Annotated in this window: 16 protein-coding genes; 13 read left to right on the forward strand and 3 right to left on the reverse strand. The window is 74.2% G+C overall.

The window, feature by feature from the left end; genetic code table 11:
- Nucleotides 1-164 precede the first annotated feature (164 nt).
- Both ACZ6W9_RS24115 and thpR read left to right on the forward strand, forming a co-directional pair.
- Nucleotides 165-1,409, forward strand: a complete 1,245-nt coding sequence (locus ACZ6W9_RS24115; RefSeq protein WP_389957958.1) for an MFS transporter — start codon at nt 165-167, stop codon at nt 1,407-1,409.
- Nucleotides 1,366-1,938, forward strand: coding sequence for an RNA 2',3'-cyclic phosphodiesterase (thpR, locus tag ACZ6W9_RS24120; RefSeq protein WP_389957828.1), 573 nt, complete (start codon nt 1,366-1,368; stop codon nt 1,936-1,938). Before ACZ6W9_RS24115 ends, thpR begins: the two co-directional genes overlap by 44 nt.
- 295 nt (nt 1,939-2,233) lie before the next feature.
- On the opposite strand, the gene ACZ6W9_RS24125 is transcribed toward thpR, so the two are convergent.
- Nucleotides 2,234-3,202, reverse strand: coding sequence for an aldo/keto reductase (locus ACZ6W9_RS24125; RefSeq protein WP_389957825.1), 969 nt, complete (start codon nt 3,200-3,202; stop codon nt 2,234-2,236).
- A 61-nt stretch (nt 3,203-3,263) separates the two neighbouring features.
- Nucleotides 3,264-4,733 (reverse strand): ATP-binding protein, encoded by a 1,470-nt coding sequence (locus ACZ6W9_RS24130; protein ID WP_389957822.1) that lies wholly within the window; start codon nt 4,731-4,733, stop codon nt 3,264-3,266.
- A gap of 187 nt (nt 4,734-4,920) precedes the next feature.
- On the opposite strand from ACZ6W9_RS24130, the gene ACZ6W9_RS24135 reads away from it, so the two are divergent.
- The 6 genes from ACZ6W9_RS24135 (at nt 4,921) to ACZ6W9_RS24160 (ending at nt 14,324) form a co-directional block, all read left to right on the forward strand.
- Nucleotides 4,921-6,228, forward strand: coding sequence for an MATE family efflux transporter (locus ACZ6W9_RS24135; RefSeq protein WP_389957819.1), 1,308 nt, complete (start codon nt 4,921-4,923; stop codon nt 6,226-6,228).
- Between the two features lie 73 nt (nt 6,229-6,301).
- On the forward strand, nt 6,302-7,528 hold the full coding sequence (locus ACZ6W9_RS24140) for a hypothetical protein (RefSeq protein ID WP_389957816.1): 1,227 nt from the start codon (nt 6,302-6,304) through the stop codon (nt 7,526-7,528).
- Nucleotides 7,529-7,717: 189 nt separating this feature from the next.
- Nucleotides 7,718-10,663, forward strand: a complete 2,946-nt coding sequence (locus ACZ6W9_RS24145; RefSeq protein WP_470119737.1) for an SCO7613 C-terminal domain-containing membrane protein — start codon at nt 7,718-7,720, stop codon at nt 10,661-10,663.
- Between the two features lie 240 nt (nt 10,664-10,903).
- A complete protein-coding gene (gene lhgO / locus ACZ6W9_RS24150) occupies nt 10,904-12,139 on the forward strand; it encodes an L-2-hydroxyglutarate oxidase (RefSeq protein WP_470119739.1) in 1,236 nt (411 codons plus the stop codon).
- A 35-nt stretch (nt 12,140-12,174) separates the two neighbouring features.
- On the forward strand, nt 12,175-12,882 hold the full coding sequence (locus tag ACZ6W9_RS24155) for a response regulator transcription factor (RefSeq protein WP_389957808.1): 708 nt from the start codon (nt 12,175-12,177) through the stop codon (nt 12,880-12,882).
- Nucleotides 12,879-14,324: a sensor histidine kinase gene (locus ACZ6W9_RS24160; protein WP_389957805.1), complete on the forward strand. Its 1,446-nt coding sequence runs from the start codon at nt 12,879-12,881 to the stop codon at nt 14,322-14,324. The genes ACZ6W9_RS24155 and ACZ6W9_RS24160 overlap by 4 nt, the downstream gene beginning before the upstream one ends.
- Before the next feature lie 135 nt (nt 14,325-14,459).
- On the opposite strand, the gene ACZ6W9_RS24165 is transcribed toward ACZ6W9_RS24160, so the two are convergent.
- Nucleotides 14,460-16,202 (reverse strand): efflux RND transporter periplasmic adaptor subunit, encoded by a 1,743-nt coding sequence (locus ACZ6W9_RS24165; protein ID WP_389957802.1) that lies wholly within the window; start codon nt 16,200-16,202, stop codon nt 14,460-14,462.
- Between the two features lie 150 nt (nt 16,203-16,352).
- On the opposite strand from ACZ6W9_RS24165, the gene ACZ6W9_RS24170 reads away from it, so the two are divergent.
- The 5 genes from ACZ6W9_RS24170 to ACZ6W9_RS24190 all read left to right on the forward strand — a co-directional run bounded on the left by ACZ6W9_RS24170 (nt 16,353) and on the right by ACZ6W9_RS24190 (nt 21,170).
- Nucleotides 16,353-17,576 (forward strand): efflux RND transporter periplasmic adaptor subunit, encoded by a 1,224-nt coding sequence (locus tag ACZ6W9_RS24170; protein ID WP_470119742.1) that lies wholly within the window; start codon nt 16,353-16,355, stop codon nt 17,574-17,576.
- Nucleotides 17,573-18,310, forward strand: coding sequence for an ABC transporter ATP-binding protein (locus ACZ6W9_RS24175; RefSeq protein WP_389957796.1), 738 nt, complete (start codon nt 17,573-17,575; stop codon nt 18,308-18,310). The genes ACZ6W9_RS24170 and ACZ6W9_RS24175 overlap by 4 nt, the downstream gene beginning before the upstream one ends.
- Nucleotides 18,307-19,557: an ABC transporter permease gene (locus tag ACZ6W9_RS24180; RefSeq protein ID WP_389957793.1), complete on the forward strand. Its 1,251-nt coding sequence runs from the start codon at nt 18,307-18,309 to the stop codon at nt 19,555-19,557. Before ACZ6W9_RS24175 ends, ACZ6W9_RS24180 begins: the two co-directional genes overlap by 4 nt.
- Before the next feature lie 46 nt (nt 19,558-19,603).
- Complete coding sequence (locus tag ACZ6W9_RS24185) at nt 19,604-20,281, forward strand: hypothetical protein (protein WP_470119745.1); 678 nt, start codon at nt 19,604-19,606, stop codon at nt 20,279-20,281.
- 184 nt (nt 20,282-20,465) lie between these two features.
- Nucleotides 20,466-21,170, forward strand: coding sequence for a response regulator transcription factor (locus ACZ6W9_RS24190; RefSeq protein WP_389957788.1), 705 nt, complete (start codon nt 20,466-20,468; stop codon nt 21,168-21,170).
- Nucleotides 21,171-21,299: the final 129 nt, after the last annotated feature.

Here is a 21,299-nt window from a genome sequence, read left to right on the forward strand (position 1 = left end):
GGCCGGTACGGCGGGCCACGCGACGGGTGACGCGCGCGATGCCCGGCCGGCGGGCGGCCGCGCGCCGCCGCCGGACCGCGCGGGCGGCGGCCGCCGATGAGCTGCAGGCCGTCGAGACCAGGACCGTCCAGGCCGTTCCCGGCGCCTCCGACGCGCGGGGCGGGATGTTCCGGTCGCTGCGCGTCCACAACTACCGGCTGTTCGCCATCGGCGGCGTGATCTCCAACGTCGGCGGGTGGATGCAGCGCACCGCGCAGGACCTGCTGGTGCTGGACCTGGCGCACGGCAGCGCCTTCGCCCTGGGCCTGACCACCGCGCTGCAGTTCCTGCCGCTGCTGCTGTTCGGGCTGTGGGGCGGCATGCTCGCCGACCGCTACCCCAAGCGGCCGCTGCTGATCACCGCCCAGTCGCTCATGGGCCTGCTGGCGCTGACCATGGGCGTGCTCGTGGTGACCGGCAGCGCGCAGGTCTGGCACGTCTACGTGATGGCCTTCATGCTGGGCCTCATCTCCTGCGTCGAGGTGCCGACCCGGCAGTCGTTCGTCGTGGAGATGGTGGGCCGCAAGGACCTGTCCAACGCCGTCGCGCTGAACGCCTCCAGCTTCAACCTGGCCCGCGTGGTCGGCCCGGCCGTCGCGGGCGTGCTGATCTCCGCGCTCGGCGGCACCGGCCCGATGTTCCTGGTCAACGCGGTGTCGTTCGGCGCGGTCCTCGCCGGGCTGGCGATGATGCGGACCTCGGAGCTGACCGCTCCCCACCCGGTTCCCAGGGCCAAGGGCCAGCTCCGCGAGGGCCTGCGGTACGTGCTGGCGCGCCCCGAGCTGCTGCTGCCGATACTGCTGGTCGCCTTCGTGTCACTGTTCACCCAGTCGTTCTCGATGTCGATCGCGCTGATGGCCCGGCAGGTCTTCGGCGCGGGCGCGTCCTCCTTCGGCCTGGCCTCCAGCATGTTCGCGGTCGGCGCGCTGGGCGGCGCGCTGCTCGCGGCCCGGCGGGTACGGCCCAGCCGCAAGCTGCTGATCGGTGGCGCCCTGTCCTTCGGCGTGGCGCAGATCATCAGCGGCCTGGCCCTCTGGTACCCGCTCTACCTGCTCTTCCTCATCCCCGCCGGGGTCGCGCTGATCACGGTCAACACCGCCGCCAACACCAGCGTCCAGCTCGCCGCCTCGCCGGAGATGCGCGGCCGGGTGATGGGCATCTACGTGCTGGTCTTCACCGGCGGCGCCCCGATCGGCGCGCCGCTGCTCGGCTGGGTCGCGGAGATCGGCGGCCCCCGTACGGGCGTCGTCATCGGAGGGGTGCTCACGATGCTCGGGGTCGGCGCGGCGATAATGCTGACCAGGGCGATCGGCAGGAGGACGACGCATGCGGCTGTTCGTCGGGCTACTGCCGCCGCGGCGGGTGCTTGACGAGCTCGCCCGCGCCCTGGAGCCCCACCGGGCGGCCTGGCCCGAGCTGCGCTGGCTGGACACCGCGAACTGGCACGTCACGCTGTCGTTCCTGGGTGAGGTCCCCGAGGCGGCCCTGCCCGGCCTGCACGTCCGGCTGGCGCGCGCCGCGTCACGCCACGAGCCGATGACGCTGTCGTTCGCGGGCGGGGGCGCCTTCCCCTCCGCCCGCCGGGCGCGGGTCTTCTGGACCGGTCTGCGCGGCCCCGAGCTCCGGCTCGTCCGCCTGGCGGACTCGCTCGGGGCGGGGGCGCGGCGGGCCGGGGCCGAACAGACCGACCGGCGGCGGCTCCGGCCGCATCTGTCGCTGGCCAGGGCCAGGTCCGGCGTCGACGTCCAGGACCTGGTGGACGCGTTCGCCGCGTTCGCCGGGTCCTCCTGGGAGGCGGACACCGTGCACCTGGTGCGGAGCCACCTGGGGGCGACGGTCCGCTACGAGAAGGTCGGGGACTACCCCCTCACGGCGCCCGCATCCGATGGGCGGGACTAAGCTCCAGAGCGTGGATCGTCCCCGTCGCTGGCTGCTGCCCACGGTGCTCGCACTGCTCGTGCTGCTCGTGGTGATCGGCGCCCTCGTCTCCTAGACCTCCCGGGCCCCGCCGTACGGCTTCCCGGGCCCCCGTCTCCTGGACTCCCCGGGCCCTCTTCGTCCGGTCGCGCGAGGCTCGCACCGGCTCTCCCGAGCTTCCGCCGTACGGCTCCGCCGCGTCGTCCCCGCGCCCCGCCGTACGGCGTGCGGCCCCCCACCGGAGCGGGAAGCCGCGAGCCGTTTCGCCGATCGCCCGTTACCAGGCGTACTCCTCGGGGGCCGTCCTGAACCCGGGGAAGATCTCGTCCAGGCGGGCCAGCGCCTTGTCGTCCAGCGTGATCTCCAGGGCCTTGACGGTCCCGTCGAGCTGCTCGGTCGTGCGGGGGCCGATGATCGGCGCGGTGACGGCCCGCTGGTGCAGCAGCCAGGCCAGGCCGACGTTGGCCGGGTCCTCGCCGAGCTCGTCGCAGAACGCCTCGTACCGCTCGATCTTGTCGCGGTGCTTCTCCAGCTCCTTGGCGATCTGCTCGGAGGCCGAACGACCCTTGTCGATCTTCCGCAGGATGCCGCCGAGCAGGCCGCCCGCCAGCGGGCTCCACGGGATCAGGCCCAGGCCGTAGTCCTCACACGCCGGGATGACCTCCAGCTCGGCGGCGCGGACGATGAGGTTGTAGTGCGACTGCTCGGAGACCAGTCCGAGGCCGCCCCGGCGGCGGGCGGTCTCCTGCGCCTTGGCGATGTGCCAGCCGGCGAAGTTGGACGACCCCACGTACAGGATCTTGCCCTGCTGCTTGAGGATGTCCATGGCCTCCCAGAACTCGTCGAACGGGGTGTTCCGGTCGACGTGGTGGGCCTGGTAGAGGTCGATGTGGTCGGTCTGCATGCGCTTCAGCGACGCCTCTGCGGCCCGGCGGATGTTGAGCGCCGACAGGCGGCCCTCGTTGGGCCAGTCGCCCATGTCGCCGTAGAGCTTCGTGGCGATGACGGTCTTCTCGCGGCGGCCGCCGCCCTTGGCGAACCATCGCCCGAGGATGTTCTCGGTGATGCCCTCGCCCTTCTTCCACCCGTAGACGTTGGCGGTGTCGAAGAAGTTGATCCCCAGCTCGTGGGCGCGGTCCATGATCGCGAAGGAGTCGTCCTCCGAGGTCACGGGGCCGAAGTTCATCGTGCCGAGACAGAGGCGGCTGACCTTCAGGCCGGTACGGCCAAGCTGTGTGTAATCCATGACCTTCACCCTAAATACCTGGAGCGCACTCCAGGCGAGCCCGCCGCGCGGAACTCCTGCCTTACCCGGCCGTCCCGCCGTACAGGCGGGGGAGATCGACGAGAACGATACGGCCGTCGCGGGCGGCCGCCGCGCTCAGGTCGGTGTCGAATCCTGCTCCGCCGTAGCAGAGCAGGGACGTGCCCTCGGTGTCGTACCCCTTGACGGCCAGCAGCTCCCCGGCCCTGCGCAGCCGTTCGAGGTGGCGCAGCCCCATGACCTTCCCCCATTTCGCCTCACCCAGGGCGATGACGCGTGGGCGGGCACCCGCTTCGCCCGGCGCGACCGCGGCGACGTCGACCTGGATCGACCTCTTGTTTGAGGGATCCGGGACGACCCCCGGGGACACCCGCCCCGGCAGCTCGCCGAACAGGTTCAGGCTGTCGGCGATGGTGAACTCCCGGCACAGCTCCTCGAAGTGCGGACCGACGACCTGCGAGAGGAAGCCGCTCCTGGACACCTCCCACGCCTGCCTGGCCAGCCCGCGCTCAAGGAAGCTCCAGGTGCGGCGCATCACGCTCTCGTAGAAGGTGATCAGCGGTTCGGTGATCCGGTAGGTGAACTTCCCCGAGCTGAAGGCGTCCTGCTCCCGATGGATCAGGCGGCTGTCCTCCAGCACCGTCAGGGGATGGCCGATGTGGGTTGAGGGGCGCCCGAGATATCCCGCGATGCCGCCGCGCGTGGTGTGCCCGGCGGCGATGGCCCCCAGAACGGCGTGGTAGAGGGCCGGATCACGGATCTCGGTCTCCTCCGCGAGGAGGTAGCGGGCCTCACGGAAGAGAGGGACCGCGGGATTGAGCACGGTCCTGACCACCCAGTCGTCGAACTCCGCGAGCGACGAGGGCGCGTCGGAGTAGATGAACTCGTGCCGGTACGCGGGGGTTCCGCCGACGACGGAGTGGAGAAGCACCGCCAGCTCATGGTCGGAGCCGCATCCCCAGAAGCGCGCGGCGGTGAGGTAGTCCATCGGGCTGACGACGAGTTCGAGGCTGGCCCGTCCCCTGAGCGGGGCGTCACCGGCGAGAAGGCCGCCCATCACCGACATCGCGGATCCGCAGAGCAGGATCTTCGTCCTCGCCCGGCGTGCGATGCCACCCGGGTCGAGGGCCCGCTGGATCAGCGAGGGAAGGACCGGGCTGGCCTTGGTCAGGTAGGGGAACTCGTCGATGACGACGAGGCCGTCGGGGACCGTCGCGTACAGGCGGTCGATGGCCTGGTCCCAGTTGTCGAACTGGTATCGCCCTCCGCCGCCCGCGTGGAAGGCCAGGGCTTCGCCGAACCGGCGGAGTGCCTCCGTCTCGGTGTCCTCGCTGGCCACGAAATAGAACCCGCCGACGGCCTCGACGAGGGCATTGAGGAGGAAGGTCTTGCCCTGCCTGCGCCGCCCGCTCACCACGCCCAGCCGGGCGCTCGGCGCCTCGCTCTCCACGAAACGGCTCAGCGCGGCCCATTCGGTGTCCCGGGCGAAGATGTACTCGGGCTTCTCGATCACTGGCGCGCTCCTTAGAGGTATACCTCTTAGAACTATAACTCTAAGGGGCATGCCTCTAAGATCATTTGTCGGTTCAGGGGCCGGTGAGCGAGAGCGGTGGATTCCCGGGCGTCCAGTGATCTTCCGCGATAGGATGGGCACCGATCCCGGGTGGAGCGTGACGACGCTCCCCGGGATTCTCCGTCTCATGACCCCCTGCCGCACGATCCTCGGCGCCGCCGTCCCCCTCTACCTCGCCTCGGTCGCCTCCATGGCGGGCGCCCTGGTGACCGTCTCGGTCCTCGGCCGGCACGCGACCGCGACGCTGGCCGCCGCCGCACTGGTCGGCGCGGTCGCCAACCCGGCGATCGCCGCGGTGACCGGGGTCATGCGGGGCCTGATGCCGTTCCTCGCGCCGGTCCGCGACGACGCGGACGCGGCGGTTCCCATCATGCGCGACGCCCGGTGGCTGGCCATCGCCGTCGGGGTGACGGGCGCGCTCGCCGTGGCGTGCGTACCCGTGATCGCCCGGATCGGCGGCGTTCCCGGCGAGGTCGTCGGCGAACTCGGGCTCTACCCGGCTCTGACCGCGCTGCAGATCCTCGTCACGGCCCTGGCGGGCGGCGCGAACTCGGCGCTCGTCGCCCTCGGCCGGAGCCGGATGGTGCTCTGGTCGGGGCTGTCGGCGACGGCCGTCGCCGTCACACTGACCGCCGCACTGGTCCCGCCGCTCGGCCTGACAGGGGCGGGGATCGCCGAGGTCGCCTCCGCCTGCGTCGGCGCGGCCGTCGCCGGCGTCTGCCTGCGCCGCCTGCCGATGCTCCGGGGACACTCCACGCGCCCGGGGCGGCCCCGGCCGAAGGAGATCCTCGACATGGCCCGGGTCGGCCTCCCGCTGGCGGGCACCGTACTGGTCAAGTTCGCGGTGCTGGGCGTGGTGGCGTTCGCGGCGGCCCGGCTCGGCGCGGACGACGGGGCGGTCCACGCGGTCCTCAACTCCCTGATCGGACTCGTCATGGTCGCCTCCATCTCGGTGGCGCAGGCGTCGGTCCCGGTGGTCGCCCGCGCCGCAGACCCGCGCGAGGCGCGCCGCGCCGTCCGGGCGGCCCTGATGATCGCGCTCGCCGGGGCGTCGGCGGGCGCGGCGGTCCCCGCGGTGGCCGGGGACGGGCTGGTCGGGCTGTTCACCGGCGACGCCGCGGTGGCGGACCGGGTGCTCGGGCTGCTGCCGCTGATGATCCTGGCGGCGATGGCGGACGCCTGCCAGGCGGTGACCGGGTTCGGACTCACCGCGCTCAGACGGTCCTCGGCCAGCCTGACCTACTTCGCGATCCTGTACGGCCTGCTCGCCCTGGCCGCCTTTCCCGTGGCGGCGACGGCGGGCCTGACCGGCCTCTGGGCGGCCAGGATCGCGGCGAACCTGCTGCTCGTGGCCGCGCAGGGGACGGGCTTCCTCCGCTACAGCGCGCTGGTGGGACAACCGGCCGTACCGGGGCGGGCGGCGGCGCGGGGCTGACCCGCCGGCTCGCGGTCCGCCCCGGCGAGGGGACGGCCGCTTTCGCGGGCCGATCGCAGGGCATTATGGCGGGATGGGGAGTAAGGCGGGGGAGATCGTGATCCGTGCGCTCGCGCCGGTCGGGGCGGTCGCGCTGGCCGGGGCGGTGGCGTTCACCGGGCCGCGTGCCGAAGCGCAGGTCCGTGGGGCGGAGCCGGAGCGGTCCGGGGCGGTGGCGTCCCAGACGCGGGCGCAGGTCCGCGAGGGGACGGCGAAGCGGTCCCAGACGGTGGTGTCCCAGGTGCGGGTCCAAGCCCAGGCGCGGGTGCGGACGGCGGCGCGAGACGACGACGAGGGGAGGCCGCTGTTCACCTTCAAGGACCGGCGGATCACCGAGTCGAGCGGGCTGGCGGTCTCGCCGACGCATCCGGACGTCTACTACACCCACAACGACAGCTCGGCCGGTCCGGTCTTCTACGCCGTCGGGCCCGCCGGCCGTACCCGCGCGACGTTCACCCTCCGGGGGGCGTCGGCCCGCGACTGGGAGGGGATGGCGGCGTCCAAGGATCCGGGGACCGGGCGTGGGGTGCTCTGGTTCGCCGACATCGGCGACAACTTCGACGGGGCGTGGCCGGACGTCTCCGTCTACCGGGTGGACGAGCCCGCCGCGATGCGTGACGCCACCCTGCCCGCCGTGCGCTACCGGTTCCGCTACGAGGACGGCAAGCACAACGCCGAGGGCGTCATGGTCCACCCCCGGACCGGGCGGCTCTACGTCGTGACCAAGCAGTTCGCCGGCGGCGTCTACGCGGCGCCGAAGCGGCTGCGCACCGACCGGATCAACGTGCTCCGCAGGGTCGGCTCCGCCCCCATCATGGCCACCGACGCCGCCTACGCCCCTGACGGGTCGAGCTTCGTCATCCGCACCTACTTCTCCGCCACCGTCTACCGGGCGCCGGGCGAGGAGATCTCCCGAGTGTCGATGCCGCCGCTGGAGCAGGCGGAGTCCATCGCCTACACGCCCGACGGCAGGGCGCTGCTGACCGGGAGCGAGGGGGTCGGCAGCCCCGTCTACCGCGTCCCGCTGCCCGAACGGGTCCTCCGTGAGATCGACGCGGCGCGGGCGAAGGCCACGCCGACCCCGACGGGGAAGGCGGACGGCCGGGCCACGACGGCCGCCGACGCGGGGCGGGACGCCCGGGGTGAGGCACGGGCCGCCGACGCCGACGCGGGGGTGCCGACCCGGGCGGTGGCGCTCTGGCTGGCCGTCGCGGCGGGGGCCACCGGCGTCATCACCTTCATCGCCCGCCGCGCCAGGTAGGGCGGACCGGGGACCCGGCCCGGGATCCGGCGCTCATCGGGGGCGAGTCGTCTCGTCCGGCGGTGGCGCCGGCCGTCGGACCGGGCTGCCGGGTGGGTCATCGGGGGTGAGGCGTCCCGTCCGGGGACGGGACGGGGATGAGCGCCTTCCGCAACCGAACGGCAATCGGCGCCTGCCATCCTCGACGCCATGCCAGACCGAACTCCGCCCCCAGGTGCGCGGCTCCCGCTGGGAATGGGCTGCCCGGAGTGCGACGCGCCCATCGACGCGACGTACGACCGCTGTCCCCGTTGCGCGTTGCCGTTGCGAGGGCCGGTGGCGACCCGGCTGTGGCACGTGGACCGGGCCCTCGCGGACCTGCGGGGCAAGGAGGCCGAGCTGCTGGAACGGCGCGGCAGACTGCTCGCCCGGCTCAGGGCCGAACGCGCCCCGTCCGCCGGGCCGGGAACGGCGGGTGCACGGCGAGCGACCGGCGACTCCGGGGACGGCGGTGACCCGCGGGGTGACGAGGCCCGACGGGACGGAGACGGCCCGTGGGACGGCGGTGGCGTCCCGGATGCCGGAGAGGGCGCCGGGAACGCCCGGGGTCCGCGATGGGCGGCGGGGGCCGGTTCCGGGCCCCTGCCCGCGGGGGCGCCCGGCGGTCCCGCCGTACCGCGCCGGGACCTCTCGCCCCGGGCCGTGCAGAATCTCCTCCTCACGCTCGGCGGCCTGCTCCTCGTCGTCGCGGCCGTCGTCTTCACCGCGGTGAACTGGGGACGCATCGGCATCGGCGGGCGGGCGGCGATCCTCGCCGGGGTCACCGTGCTGGCCCTCGCCACGCCGAGGCTCCTGGTGCGGAGGTCGCTCGCCACGACGGCGGAGACCGTCGCGATGCTGGGCGCCGCACTTCTCCTCCTGGACGGCTACGCGGCCCGGCGGGTCGGTCTGGCGGGAGCCGGAGACCTCGACGGCCGCCACTACGCGGCCCTGGTGTCCGCGGTGGTCGCGTTCGCCATGGCGGGGTACTCGCGGCTGCTGCCGCTGAGGCTGCCGCTGCCGGTGGCGATCGTTCTCGCCCAGCTTCCGCTCCCGCTGCTGTTCGCCCGCGGGGTGGACGTCCACAGCACGGCGGCCCTCGCGGCCACGGTCGCCCTCGACGCGGCCCTCATCGGGCTCCTCACCCGCCGGGCACGCGGATCCGAGCGGGACGCGGGCGGGCGGTGGGCGTGGGTGACCGCGTCCGTCTGCTTCGGCCTGGCCTGGATATCGGCCGTGCTCTGCGGGGTTCTCCACGCCGCCTTCGCGGCTCCGGCCACCGGCGCGGTTCCGGGCGCCGTGGCCGCCGGCCTCGTCGACGGGGCGCTGCTGGTCGCGCTGGCCGTGATCGGGGTGGCCGTCGCCGTACGGCCGGGGGCTCCGGCGCGTACGGCCCTCGCGGCCGCGTCGGCGCTCGCGGCGTCCGCCGGCCTGGCCGCGCCCCTCTGGACGCTGCTCCCGGGGGAGTGGCAGGCCGTCTCCCAGGTGGCCGCGGCGCTGGTCGTCGCGGCTGTCGCGCTGTACACGCCGGGCCCGGTGGCCGCCCGGATCCGCGGAGCGGCGGGTGCGCCGGGTCCGGTGGCCGCGTGGATCCATGGCACGGCGAGCGGGCCGGGCCCGGTGAGCGCGCGGATCCGCGGCGCGACGGACGCGCCGGTCCGCGGGGGTGTGCGGATCCGCTCGGCCGCCGCGGTCTCCGCCGGGCTCCTGGCCGGGCTCGTCGCGGTCCCCGCGCTCGCCGCCGGGATCCACGGGCTCTACCACCCGCTCGCCCGGCCGTGGGCGCCGCCGGTGGAGCACGTCCGGCAGCACCCGTCCCTCGTCGTCCTGGCGGTCCTCACGGTGATCGCCCTGGCGGTGCTCGGCGGCCGGGCCGCGGGGCGCGCCGGGGCGATCGCGGCGGCCTCGGCCGCCGGGCCGGTGGTGCCGGCGGCGCTGGCGGCGTCGGCCGTACCGCCGTACGGGGCGGAGGTGGCGCTGCTGGTCGCGGGCGTCGTCCCGGCGGCGTGGGCGGTCGCGCGCGGCCGTGCCGGCGGGACGGCCTCCACCACCGGAGCGGCCCGTGCCGCAGGGACGGCCGATGCAGCCGATGCGGCTGGAACGACCGGTGCCGCCGAAGCGGCCGGTGTGGCCGGGGCGTTGTGGGCGGGGTCGACGGCGGTCTCCTGGGCACTCGCGACGAGACCCGCCACGCTCATCGTGCTTCCGGTGCTGGCGGTGATCGGGGCGGCGGTCGCGGCGGGCGGCCGGACGCCGGCCGTACGGGCCGGTGCGGCGGGTGCGGCGGCGCTGCTTCTGGGCGGCGAGGCGCTGGCCGCCGGCCTGGCGGCGGAGTGGCCGGTACGGTACGCGGCGTTCGGTGTGCAGGCCGTCGCCTGTGTGGCGGCGGTCGTGGCGGGACGTCTGCGGCGGTCGGCGTTCGCGATCGGGGCGGAGACGGCGGGGTACGTCCTCGCCGCCGCGGGCCTGCTCCTCGCCGTCGCGGGTTCGGTCCCCGGCGTGGCCGCGGACGCCGGGGCCGGCGGTTCCGGCGCCGACCTGCCGGTGATGGCGCTGGCCTGCGCGGTCGCCGGCGTGCTGATGGCCGGTACGGCGCTGCGCCCCGACCGGCGTCAGGCCGGGTACGCGGGGACCGGCCTCCTGCTCGCGGCCTCCTGGCTGCGGCTGCTCGCCTGGGACGTGTCGGTGATCGAGGCGTACACGGTCCCGTTCGCGCTGGTGCTGGTGATCTTCGGCCGGTGGCGGGCGCGCGGGGCGAGGACCTCCTCGTGGAGCGCCTACGGGGCCGGGCTCGCCACCGGCCTGCTGCCCAGCGCGTTCGCGGTGCTCCAGGGCGGGGGCTGGGTCCGGCCGCTGCTGCTCGGTCTGGTCTCGATGGCCGTGCTGCTGGCCGGGGCCCGGTGGCGGCTCCAGGCGCCGGCCCTGCTCGGCGGCCTCACGCTGGCCGTCGTCGTCCTGCACGAGCTGGCCCCGTGGATCGCGCTGGCCGTCGTGGCCGTGCCGCGGTGGGTGCCGATGGCGGCGGGCGGGTCGCTGCTGGTCGCGCTCGGCGCGACCTACGAGGCACGGCTGAGGGACGTGCGCCGCCTGCGGGCGGCCGTCGGCAGGATGCGCTGACACTCGCTGACGAGGCCGAGCGCGGGCGGCGCGCGGCCTCCGCGGGCGGGGGTTCCCGAGTGGTCCGGCGCGGCCCCTGAGGGTGGGATCCTCCGGGTCGTCCCGGCGCGAGGTCTCGGCGGGGGCTTCGACGGGGTGGTTCCGGCGGGTGGTCCCGGCTTTCACCTGACATGTGGGCAAAAGGTGACGATCGTTGGAAGGGGCTTCACCGCGGCGGAGTGTTGCCGTTAGCGTGCGGGCATGCGCTTTCTGGAGGCCGGTGCGTCCGGCGGCACCCGCCCGCGCGGGAACGTCGGGGTCGTCGGCGCGGGGATCGTCGGCCTGGCGGTGGCCCGGCAGGTGGCCCTGGCCGGTGACACCACGGTCACCGTCCTCGACAAGGAGGACCGCGTCGCGGCCCACCAGACCGGGCACAACAGCGGCGTCGTGCACGCGGGGATCTACTACCGGCCCGGCTCGCTCAAGGCGCGGCTGTGCCGCGAGGGCGCGGCCATGCTCAGGGAGTACTGCGCCGAGCACCGCATCCCCTACGACGAGGTCGGCAAGCTCGTCATCGCCTCCACCGCCGCCGAGCGTCCGGGGCTGCGGGACATCGCCGAGCGCGCCCGCGCCAACGGCGTGCCCGGCATCGCCGAACTGGACGCCCTGGCGCTGCGCGAGGTCGAGCCGGACGCCGTCGGGGTGGCCGCCGTGCACTCCCCGCACACCGCGATCGCCGACTTCCCCGCCGTGGCCCGTCGCCTGGCCCGCGACGTCGAGGAGCTGGGCGGCTCGGTGCTCCTGTCGCACCCGGTCCGCGCGCTGCGGCAGACCTCGGGCGGGGTGGACGTGCTGGCCGGTGAGCGGAGGCTCCGCTTCGACCGGCTGATCGTCTGCGCCGGGCTCGGCACCGACGCCGTCGCCCGGATGGCCGGAGCACCCGGCGACGTACGGATCGTCCCCTTCCGCGGGGAGTACTACGCGCTGGCCGGCGCGGCGAAGGACCTGGTCCGAGGGTTGATCTATCCGGTCCCCGACCCCCGCTACCCGTTTCTCGGCGTCCATCTGACCCGCCGGATCGACGGCGAGGTCCTGGTCGGCCCCAACGCGGTCATGGCCCTGGCACTGGAGGGCTACTCCTGGCGCGACGTCGATCCGGGCGACCTGCGCCGGATCCTGGCCTGGCGGGGCACCCGGCGGCTGGCCGTACGGCACTGGCGTACCGGGGTGCGGGAGGTGCTGGGCTCGCTGTCCAGGGGGGCCTTCCTGGCCGCCGCCCGCCGCTACGTGCCCGCCATCGGCGCCGGCGACCTCGTCCGGGTCGAGGGCGGCGTCCGGGCGCAGGCCGTGGGCAGGGACGGCGCCCTTCTGGACGACTTCTCCGTCGACGTCCACGACCGGGTGGCGCTGGTCAGGAACGCCCCTTCACCTGCGGCGACGTCCAGTCTGGCAATCGCCGGGCATATTGTGGGGCTAATCTCGACGTCGTCCTTTTAACCGCGCTTTCATCTGGGGGAGTGAAGATAACCGCCGTGACCGACTCCCCCGAGGCTCGACTCCTGGTCGTCGAGGACGAGCCCAACATCCTCGAACTGCTGGCCGCCAGCCTGCGGTTCGCCGGGTTCGGCGTGAACACCGCGGGCAACGGGACCGACGCCGTCGCCTCGGCGCAGCGCCACCGCCCGGACCTCATCGTGCTCGACGTGATGCTGCCGGACATGGACGGGTTCGACGTCGTGCGGCGGCTGCGCGGCGGCGGCACCGACACCCCCGTGCTCTTCCTCACGGCGCGCGACGCCGTGGAGGACAAGATCAAGGGGCTGACGCTGGGCGGCGACGACTACGTGACGAAGCCGTTCAGCCTGGAGGAGGTCGTGGCCCGGATCCGGGCCGTGCTCCGCCGTACCGGGTCCGGAGACGTGCTCGCCCGGCCGCCCCGGCTGACCTTCGCCGACATCGAGCTCGACGAGGAGAGCCACGAGGTGTGGCGCGACGGCAGGGCGGTGGCGCTGTCGCCGACGGAGTTCAAGCTCCTGCGCTACTTCATGGCCAACGCAGGGCGGGTGCTGTCGAAGGCGCAGATCCTCGACCACGTGTGGGACTACGACTTCCGGGGCGACGTCGGGATCGTCGAGTCCTACGTCTCCGTGCTCCGCCGCAAGATCGACAACATCGATCCCCGGCTGATCCACACCCTGCGCGGCGTCGGTTACGTGCTGCGCCTCCCGCCCGGCACATGACCGGCCAGGGCGTGCCGTCGCGGGCCGGGGCCCTCAGGGGCGCCCCGCGGGTCGTGATCTTCAAGGGCACCCCGCTGCGGGTGAGGCTGATCGCGATCATCCTGGTCCTGCTGGTCATCGCGCTCACCCTCATCGGGATCGGCAGCGTCTCGATCATGCACGGCTACCTGATCGACCGGGTGGACAACCAGATCGCCCTGACCACCGAGACCGCCCTGCGCCGCGTGCAGCGGGGCAACACGCTGCTGGCCGGCAAGCCGCTCTCGGCCGACACCAGGGTGGAGATCCGCGACCGGAACGGTGCGGTCCTCCTGCCGTTCACCGGCTCCGAGGTGGAGGACAAACCCGGCCCCCACGTGCCGGTGTGGCACCGGCCGGGGTCGTTCACCAGCGGGGAGTGGCGGGTCAGGCAGACCCCCCTGCCGGACGGCGGGAGCCTGGTCGTGGCCGTGGACATGTCCGAGGTCCGCCAGATCGTCGGCCAGCTCGCGCTGGTGGAGGTGCTGGGCGGCGGCGGGCTGATGCTGGTGCTCGCCGGGGCGGGCGTGATGGTCATCCGGCGGAGCCTGCGCCCGCTGGAGGAGATCGAGGCCACCGCCCAGGCCATCGCCGCCGGAGACCTGAGCCGCCGCGTCGCCGACGCCGACCCCCGTACCGAGGTCGGGCGTCTCGGCCAGTCGCTGAACGGCATGCTCACCCAGATCGAGACCGCCTTCCGGGCCAGGTCGGAGTCGGAGGCCGCGGCCCGCAGCTCCGAGGAGCGCATGCGCCGGTTCGTCGCGGACGCCTCGCACGAGCTGCGCACCCCGCTGACCTCGATCCGGGGGTTCGCCGAGTTCTACCGGCAGGCCCCGGACGTCGACGTCGCGCCGCTGATGCGCCGGATGGAGTCCGAGGCGGTCCGGATGGGCCTGCTCGTGGACGACCTGCTGATGCTCGCCCGGATGGACCAGCAGCGCCCGATGGCGACGCGCCCGGTGGACCTGCTCGCCATCGCGGCCGACGCCGTCCACGACGCCCGGATCCTGGCCCCCAGCCGCTCCGTCACGCTCACCGTGGACGGCTCCGCGCTCATCGTCTCGGGCGACGAGGTACGGCTCCGCCAGGTCGTGGGCAACCTGATGACGAACGCGCTCACCCACACGCCCGACGGCACCCCGATCGAGGTGAGGCTGCGCGCCGACGACGGCGCGGCCGTCATCGAGGTGGCCGACAAGGGGCCGGGGCTCAACGCCGAGCAGCGCGAACGCGTCTTCGAGCGGTTCTACCGCGTCGACTCGGCCCGAGGCCGCCGCACGCCCGAGGGCGGCGGCAGCGGGCTGGGCCTGGCGATCGTGGCCGCCATGGTCGAGGCTCACGGCGGCCGGGTCGCGGTGGAGTCCGCCCCGGACGAGGGGGCGACCTTCCGGGTCGTCCTCCCGCTCGCCGCCGAGACCGACTGACCCGTCCCGGAGCCAGGGAATCGCGTGGTCCGCGTGGTTCACGTCGGGGGTTCCACGACCCGGGTCACGGAACCGGCCTCCCGAGGCGGGCCGTGCGGTCGCGGGGTCCGGCGCAGACCCCGCGAGCGCACGGGCTCACATCCCCTCGGGCCAGCCGCTGTCGGGGAAACCGCCGGTGGCCGTGCCGCCGGGGAGCACCACCCGGTCGTTCTCCGCCAGGCCCGAGACGATCTCGACGTACCGGTCGCCGCGGACCCCGGTCTCGACGACGCGCTCGACGCCGCCCTGGACGGTGACCACCGAGACGCCGCCCGGCCGGGACCGTACGGCCTGGGCCGGGAGGTAGAGCGTCTGCTCGGCCTCGGCGACCGTCACCCGGACGGTGGCGGTCTGGCCGACCAGGAGCCCGGCCGGGGGCTCGTCGAACGCCACCGTGACCCCGTACCGCACGAGCTGCCCGCTGGCGGTGGCCGTGGGGTCGATGCGGGTCACCGTACCGGTGTGCTCCTCGCCCTCCCGGGTGGCGAGGGCGACCCTGGCCCGCTGCCCGAGCTTCAGCCGGCCGATGTCGGACTCGGTGAACAGCGCCTCCACCTGGAGCTCGTCGAGGTCGCCGAGGGTGACGAACGCATCGGCGTCCGCGTCGTCGCCGACGGAGCCGGCCACGGCCAGGACGGTCCCGTCCGCGGGGGCGACGATCCGCACGCCGTCCAGCTCCTCGCGGGCCTCGGTGAGGCCGGCCTCCGCCCGCTTCACCTCGGCCTGGGCCTGCTCCACGCTGAGCGCCTGCCGCCCGCCGCCGTCCCCGGTCGTGGCGCCGGTGTCGCTTCCGGTGCCGTTCCGGGCGCCGGTTTCGGCTCCGGTACGGGTCGCGGTGCCGGTGCCGTCTCCGGTGCCGGTGGCCGTCCGGTCGTGGCCGGAGCCCTGATCCCGGCAGGCCGGGGCGGTGCGCGTCCCGGGGGTACGGTCGACGGTCGGGGTGGGGCTCGCCCCGCGGCGCGCGGTCGAGGTGGGGGCGGCGCTGGGATGCCTGCTCGGTCCGGCGGTCGGGTGCCCGCTCGGCCCGGCGGTGGGCTCCGTCCCGGGACGCGTGGGCCCGGTGGTGGCCGGCGGGTGGTCCCCGCCCGGCGCGGCGGTGACCGTGGCCGTGGCGGTCACCGTGGCGGTCACGGTGACCGTCGGGGCCGCCGTCACCGTGACCGTCACCGTCGGTGCGGGCTCCGGGCCGACGGTGCCGCCGGTGGGCGACGGCGTCGGGACGGCCGTCGGGGTGACCGTGGGCGTGGGTGTGGGGGCGGGCGTCCGCTCCGGGCCCCGGGCGGACGAGGGGACTCGCGCGGGCGCGAGGAAGTACGCGGCCGGCGCGATTCCACCGGCCGGAGAGGTGGGGGTGCAGGTGGGGCCGGAGGTCGCGGGGACCTGTTCCCGGCCCCGCTGCCGCGGTTGCTGCGGCTGCGCGGCCTGCCGGGTGGCCCTCGGCGAAGCGGTCGGGGCGGCCGACGCGGTCTCGGCGTCGTCCAGCGTCTCCTGGGCCGCCGCGAGCTGCGCCTTCGCCGCGTCGTAGTGCTCGCGGGCGGCCGCCGAGTCGATCCGGGCGAGGACGTCGCCCCTGTCCACCTTGTCGCCGGCCTTGACGTAGACCTTCGTGACCCTGCCGGACGCGCCGAAGGCCAGCTCGCGGGTGTGGCCGTCCGTCGTCCGGCCCGCCGCGGACACCTCGGCCGTCACCGTCCCCCGCCGGGCGGCGGCGAGTTCCACCCGGGGAGCCGGGGCGGAGCCGTCGTCGAGCGCGTAGAGCACGCCCGCGCCCGCCAGGACGAGGGCGGCCAGGGCGAGTCCCCCCGTCCGTACCGGTTTCGGGAGATCAGTCGGTCTCATGGCGGACCATTGTGGCGTGCCCGATCCGCTCTCTCCTCAGGAACACCTGAGGGTTTCCTGCGTATCTCCGCCGGAATCCCGCGGGTCCCCAGGAAACCTTCAGCGATCTTGGGGGCTACGCCTCAGGAAGGTACGTCAGGGTACCGCCCTGTGAAGCTGTCGACCAAGCGCCGAGCGCTGATCGTCAACGGGACGCTCGCCGTCCTGTTGCTGGGCGGCGCGGGGATCGCCTACTCCTCCCTGAGCGGGGAGCCCTCCTCCGCGGAGGCCGCCGGAGCCGACGGGGCCGACGGGGCCGACGGGGCCGCGGTGCGGACCGTGGCGGTGACCCGGGCCACGGTCGTCGCCTCCGTGACGGCCTCGGGAGCGGTGACGAGTGCCCGGTCGCGCTCCCTGGGGTTCGGCACGGGCGGCACGGTGGAGAAGATCTACGTCGCCCCCGGCGACAAGGTGCGTGCGGGGCGGATCCTCGCCCGCCTGGACGACACCGCCGCCCGGGAGAGCCTTGACGCGGCGGCCGCCGCGCTCGACTCCGCCGACGACGACACCTCCACCGCCGCCTCCTACGCCCGGTACGTCACCGCGAGGAACGCCTACCGGGAAGCGCAGCGGACCGTGGCGGGCACGGTCATCAAGGCCCCGTTCGCGGGCACGGTCACCGCGGTCAACGGCACCGTCGGCGGCTCGGCCTCCGGCTCGGGATCGGCCTCGGCCTCCGGGTCGGGTTCGGGGTCCGGCTCGGGCGCGTCGGGGAACGGCGCGTCGGGGAACGGCGCGTCGGGGAACGGCGCGTCGAACGGCTCCGCCGCCAGGTCGGGCGGGTTCATCGAGCTCGCCGACACCGGGAGACTCCAGCTCGTCGGGAACTTCACCGAGTCCGATGTCACCAGGCTCAAGGTCGGGCAGCGGGCCGCGATCCGGTTCGACGCGCTGCCCGGCGTCACCGCGAGCGGCGAGGTCACCCAGATCCAGCCGACCGCCACGACCAGCGACAACGTGGTGCAGTACCCGGTGACGATCTCCTTCTCCAAGGCGCCGGAAGAGGTACGGCTCGGCCAGACGGCGACCGTCGAGGTGACCGTCGGCCGGGCCGAGGACGTCCTCGCGGTCCCCTCCTCGGTCGTCTCCACGGCCGGCGGCCGCAGCACGGTGACGGTCCTGCGGGACGGCCGGCGGGTGACGACCCCGGTCGAGGTCGGTGTCAAGGGCCTCACGCTCACCGAGATCACCTCCGGTCTCGCCGCGGGAGACCAGGTCGTCCGCCCGGCCGCCACCGGCACCTCCCAGCAGGGCGGCCTCCCCGGCCTCGGCGGCGGAGGCGGCAACGGCCGCCTGGGCCGGATCGGCGGCGGCGGCGGGGGCGGTGGCCGGTGAGCGTCCCCGTCCTGTCGGTCCGCGACCTGTCGAAGGTGTACGGCGAGGGCGACGCCCGGGTCCACGCCCTGCGCGGGGTGTCCCTCACCGTCGAACGCGGCGACTACGTGGCCATCATGGGCGCGTCCGGTTCCGGCAAGTCCACGCTGATGAACATCCTGGGCTGCCTGGACGTGCCGTCCTCGGGCCGTTACCTCATCGAGGGCACCGACGTCGGATCGCTGGACGAGCGCCGCCTCGCCGTGCTGCGCAACCGGAGGATCGGCTTCGTCTTCCAGTCGTTCAACCTGATCCCCCGGATGAGCGCGCTCGCCAACGTCGAGCTGCCCATGGCGTACGGCGGGGTCGGCGCGGCCGAGCGGCGGGCCCGCGCCCTGGCGGCCCTTGAGCGGGTCGGCCTGGCCGACCGCGTCCGGCACGAGCCGAACGAGCTGTCCGGTGGCCAGCAGCAGCGCGTCGCCGTCGCGCGGGCGCTGGTCACCGCGCCGTCCCTGCTGCTCGCCGACGAGCCGACGGGCAACCTCGACACCGCCTCCACCCGCGACGTCCTGGAGATCTTCGACGAGCTGAACGACTCCGGCCGGACGATCGTGATCATCACCCACGAGGACGACGTGGCCGGGCACGCCAAACGGGTGGTCCGCCTGGTGGACGGCCGGATCGTCGACGACCGCCGGCAGGCGCCCGTCGAGGGCGCCCCGCCCCGGGCCCGCACGCCGGAGGTACCCGCGTGAGCCGGTTCGAGATCCTCCGGTTCGCGCTGCGCGGGCTGGCGGCCAACAAGCTGCGCAGCTTCCTGACCACACTCGGCATCCTCATCGGGGTCGCCGCGGTGATCCTGCTGGTCGCCTTCGGCGAGGGCGCCTCCCGGTCCGTCCAGCAGAACATCCAGCGGCTGGGGTCGAACACGCTCACCGTCTCCGCGTCCTTCGCGGGCGGCGGGCCCGGCGGGTTCGCCGGCGGGCGCGGGGGCGGGGGCGGCGGGCCGCGCACCCAGGCCAGGCAGCTCACGCTGGACGACGCGCGGGCGCTGACCGACCGCGCGCAGGTCCCGTCGGTCCGGAGCGTGTCGCCTGTGGTGACCGCGAACGGGACCGCCGCGGTGTACGGGGGGACGAGCCACACGATCTCCCAGCTCGTGGGCACCTACCCCAGCTACTTCGAGGCGACCGACAAGGTGGTCGAGAAGGGGTCGTACTTCGTCAACGACGACGTGCTGGCCGCCCGGAAGGTCATGGTGGTCGGGCGGACCGTGGCCGGCGAGCTGTTCGGCGACGCCGACCCGGTCGGGCGGCAGGTCACCGTCTCCGGGGTGCCGTTCACGGTGGTCGGGGTGCTCAGGGAGCTGGGCTCGTCGGGGATGCAGGACGCCGACGACGTCGCGATCGTGCCGCTGCCGGCCGTACAGCAGAGCCTGACCGGGTTCGGCCCGCTCGGGTCGATCATCGTGCAGGCCACCGGCGCCGAGACGACGGACGCGGCCCAGGACGAGGTGACGGCCGTCCTCGACCAGCGGCACGGCATCGCCCCCGGCGGCGTCGCCGACTACCGCATCCTGAACCAGGCCGCCCTGCAGGAGACGGTCAGCTCGACCATCGGCGTCTTCACCGCGCTGCTCGGCGCGGTCGCCGCGATCTCCCTGCTGGTCGGCGGCATCGGCATCACCAACATCATGCTGGTCACCGTGACCGAGCGGACGAGGGAGATCGGCATCAGGAAGGCCATCGGGGCGCCCAGGAGCGCGATCCTCGGCCAGTTCCTGATGGAGGCGACGGTGCTGAGCCTGGCGGGCGGCCTGGCGGGCGTGCTGGTCGCGCTGGCCGGCAGCCGATTCGCGGTCGCGGGCATCCAGCCCGTGGTCGTGCCGTCCTCGATCGCGCTGGCCCTCGGCGTCTCGGTGGGCATCGGGCTGTTCTTCGGCGGCTACCCGGCCAACCGGGCGGCCAAGCTCCGCCCCATCCAGGCCCTGCGCCACGAGTGACCCGGTACGGCGCGCGCCGCGCGCATCGAAGGCTGAGGAGAGACAGATGGGGCCCAGGGGAAGACACGAGGGCGCGGGACCGGACGACGCGCCGGACGGCGCCGCCCACGCGGGGGAGGTGCTCGACACCTCTCCCTTCGGGGACGACCCGGAGACGGAGCCGGCGGGTCCGCCGCGGCACGGCCCGTCCAGGCTCACGCTCGTGCTGGGCGCGGGGGTGGTGCTCGTCGCCGGGGTCATCCTGGGCATCCAGGCGCACAAGGCGTTCGGCGGTCCCGCCGCGTCGAGCTCCGCCGTACGGCAGGGCCCCGGCGGTTCCGGCGGCGGCTTCGGGAACGGCCAGGGCTTCGGGAACGGCCGGAACGGTCAGGGCGGCCAGGAGGGCCAGGGCGCTCAGGGTACTCAGGACGGTCAGGGCGATCAGAACGGGCAGGGCGCGCGGAACGGCCGGACCGGACCGGGCGGCGACTTCGGCGGCCGGGGCGGGTTCGGCGGGGCGGCCGTCGGCACCGTGCAGCGGGTGGAGGGCACGAAGGTCTACGTCCGGACCAGGGACGGCTCCGTCATCACGGTCAAAACAGGCGACGACACGACCGTGCGGGTCTCGAAGAAGGGGAAGGTCGCCGACCTGGAACCCGGCGGCACGGTGGTCGTCCAGGGGGAGAAGGCCGGGGACGGCTCGATCACCGCCACCGCGATCAGCGAGGGCGGCGGCCGGGGCTGACGGGCGGCGGGTCCATGCCACCCCCGCGAGAGCGGTGCCCCATGACCGGGTCCGCTCCCGGTACGGGCCGTCCGCCGGAAGCGGATCCGGTCTCCGGCGGGGACGGCGTCCGTATGCTGAAATCGTTTTCTCAGCAAATGTTCAGCCTGGGCTGAGCTGCGTTCCAGGGCGGTGAGCGAGCCTCGTGACCGTGCTGGACAGAGCCGAGGCCAGATTGCTCGTCGTGGACGACGAGCCGAACATCCGTGAGCTGCTCTCGGCCAGCCTGCGCAGATCCGGGTTCGAGGTGATCACCGCCGCGGACGGGCGGGAGGCGGTGCACTTCGCCGAGCGGACCCGGCCCGATCTCGTCGTGCTGGACGTGATGCTGCCCGACATGGACGGCTTCTCGGTCGCGGGGCGGCTGCGGGACGTGAGCGGCCAGACGCCGGTGCTCTTCCTGACCGCCCGGGACGCGACCGACGACAAGGTCGCGGGCCTGCGGGTGGCCGACGACTACGTGACGAAGCCGTTCAGCCTGGAGGAGGTCGTGGCGCGGATCCGGGCCGTGCTGCGCCGTACCCGGGGAGACCTCGACATCCCCGCCCGGCTGCGGGTCGGCACGCTGGAGCTGGACGAGGAGGCCCACCAGGTCTGGGTGTCCGGCGAGCCCGTACGGCTGTCGCCCACCGAGTTCAAGCTGCTGCACTACTTCATGGTCAACACCGGGCGGGTGCTGTCGAAGGCGCAGATCCTCGACCACGTCTGGAACTACGACTTCGGCGGCGACGCCGGGGTCGTGGAGTCCTACGTCTCCTACCTCCGCCGGAAGGTGGACGTGAACGAGCCCCGGCTCATCCACACCCTGAGGGGCGTCGGCTACGTCCTGCGCCCTCCCCGCGATGATTGAACTTTAAGCGAACACTCAGGTTCGCCTCATCTGTCCTTGAGGTTCGGCTGCTCCAATGGTCACCGCGTCACCCCAGATCCCCCCGTGACCACGGCGGATCAGGGCTCGCCTCCAGCTGCGGGGGAGGCG

This window comes from Streptosporangium sp. NPDC053982 (genome assembly GCF_055585205.1).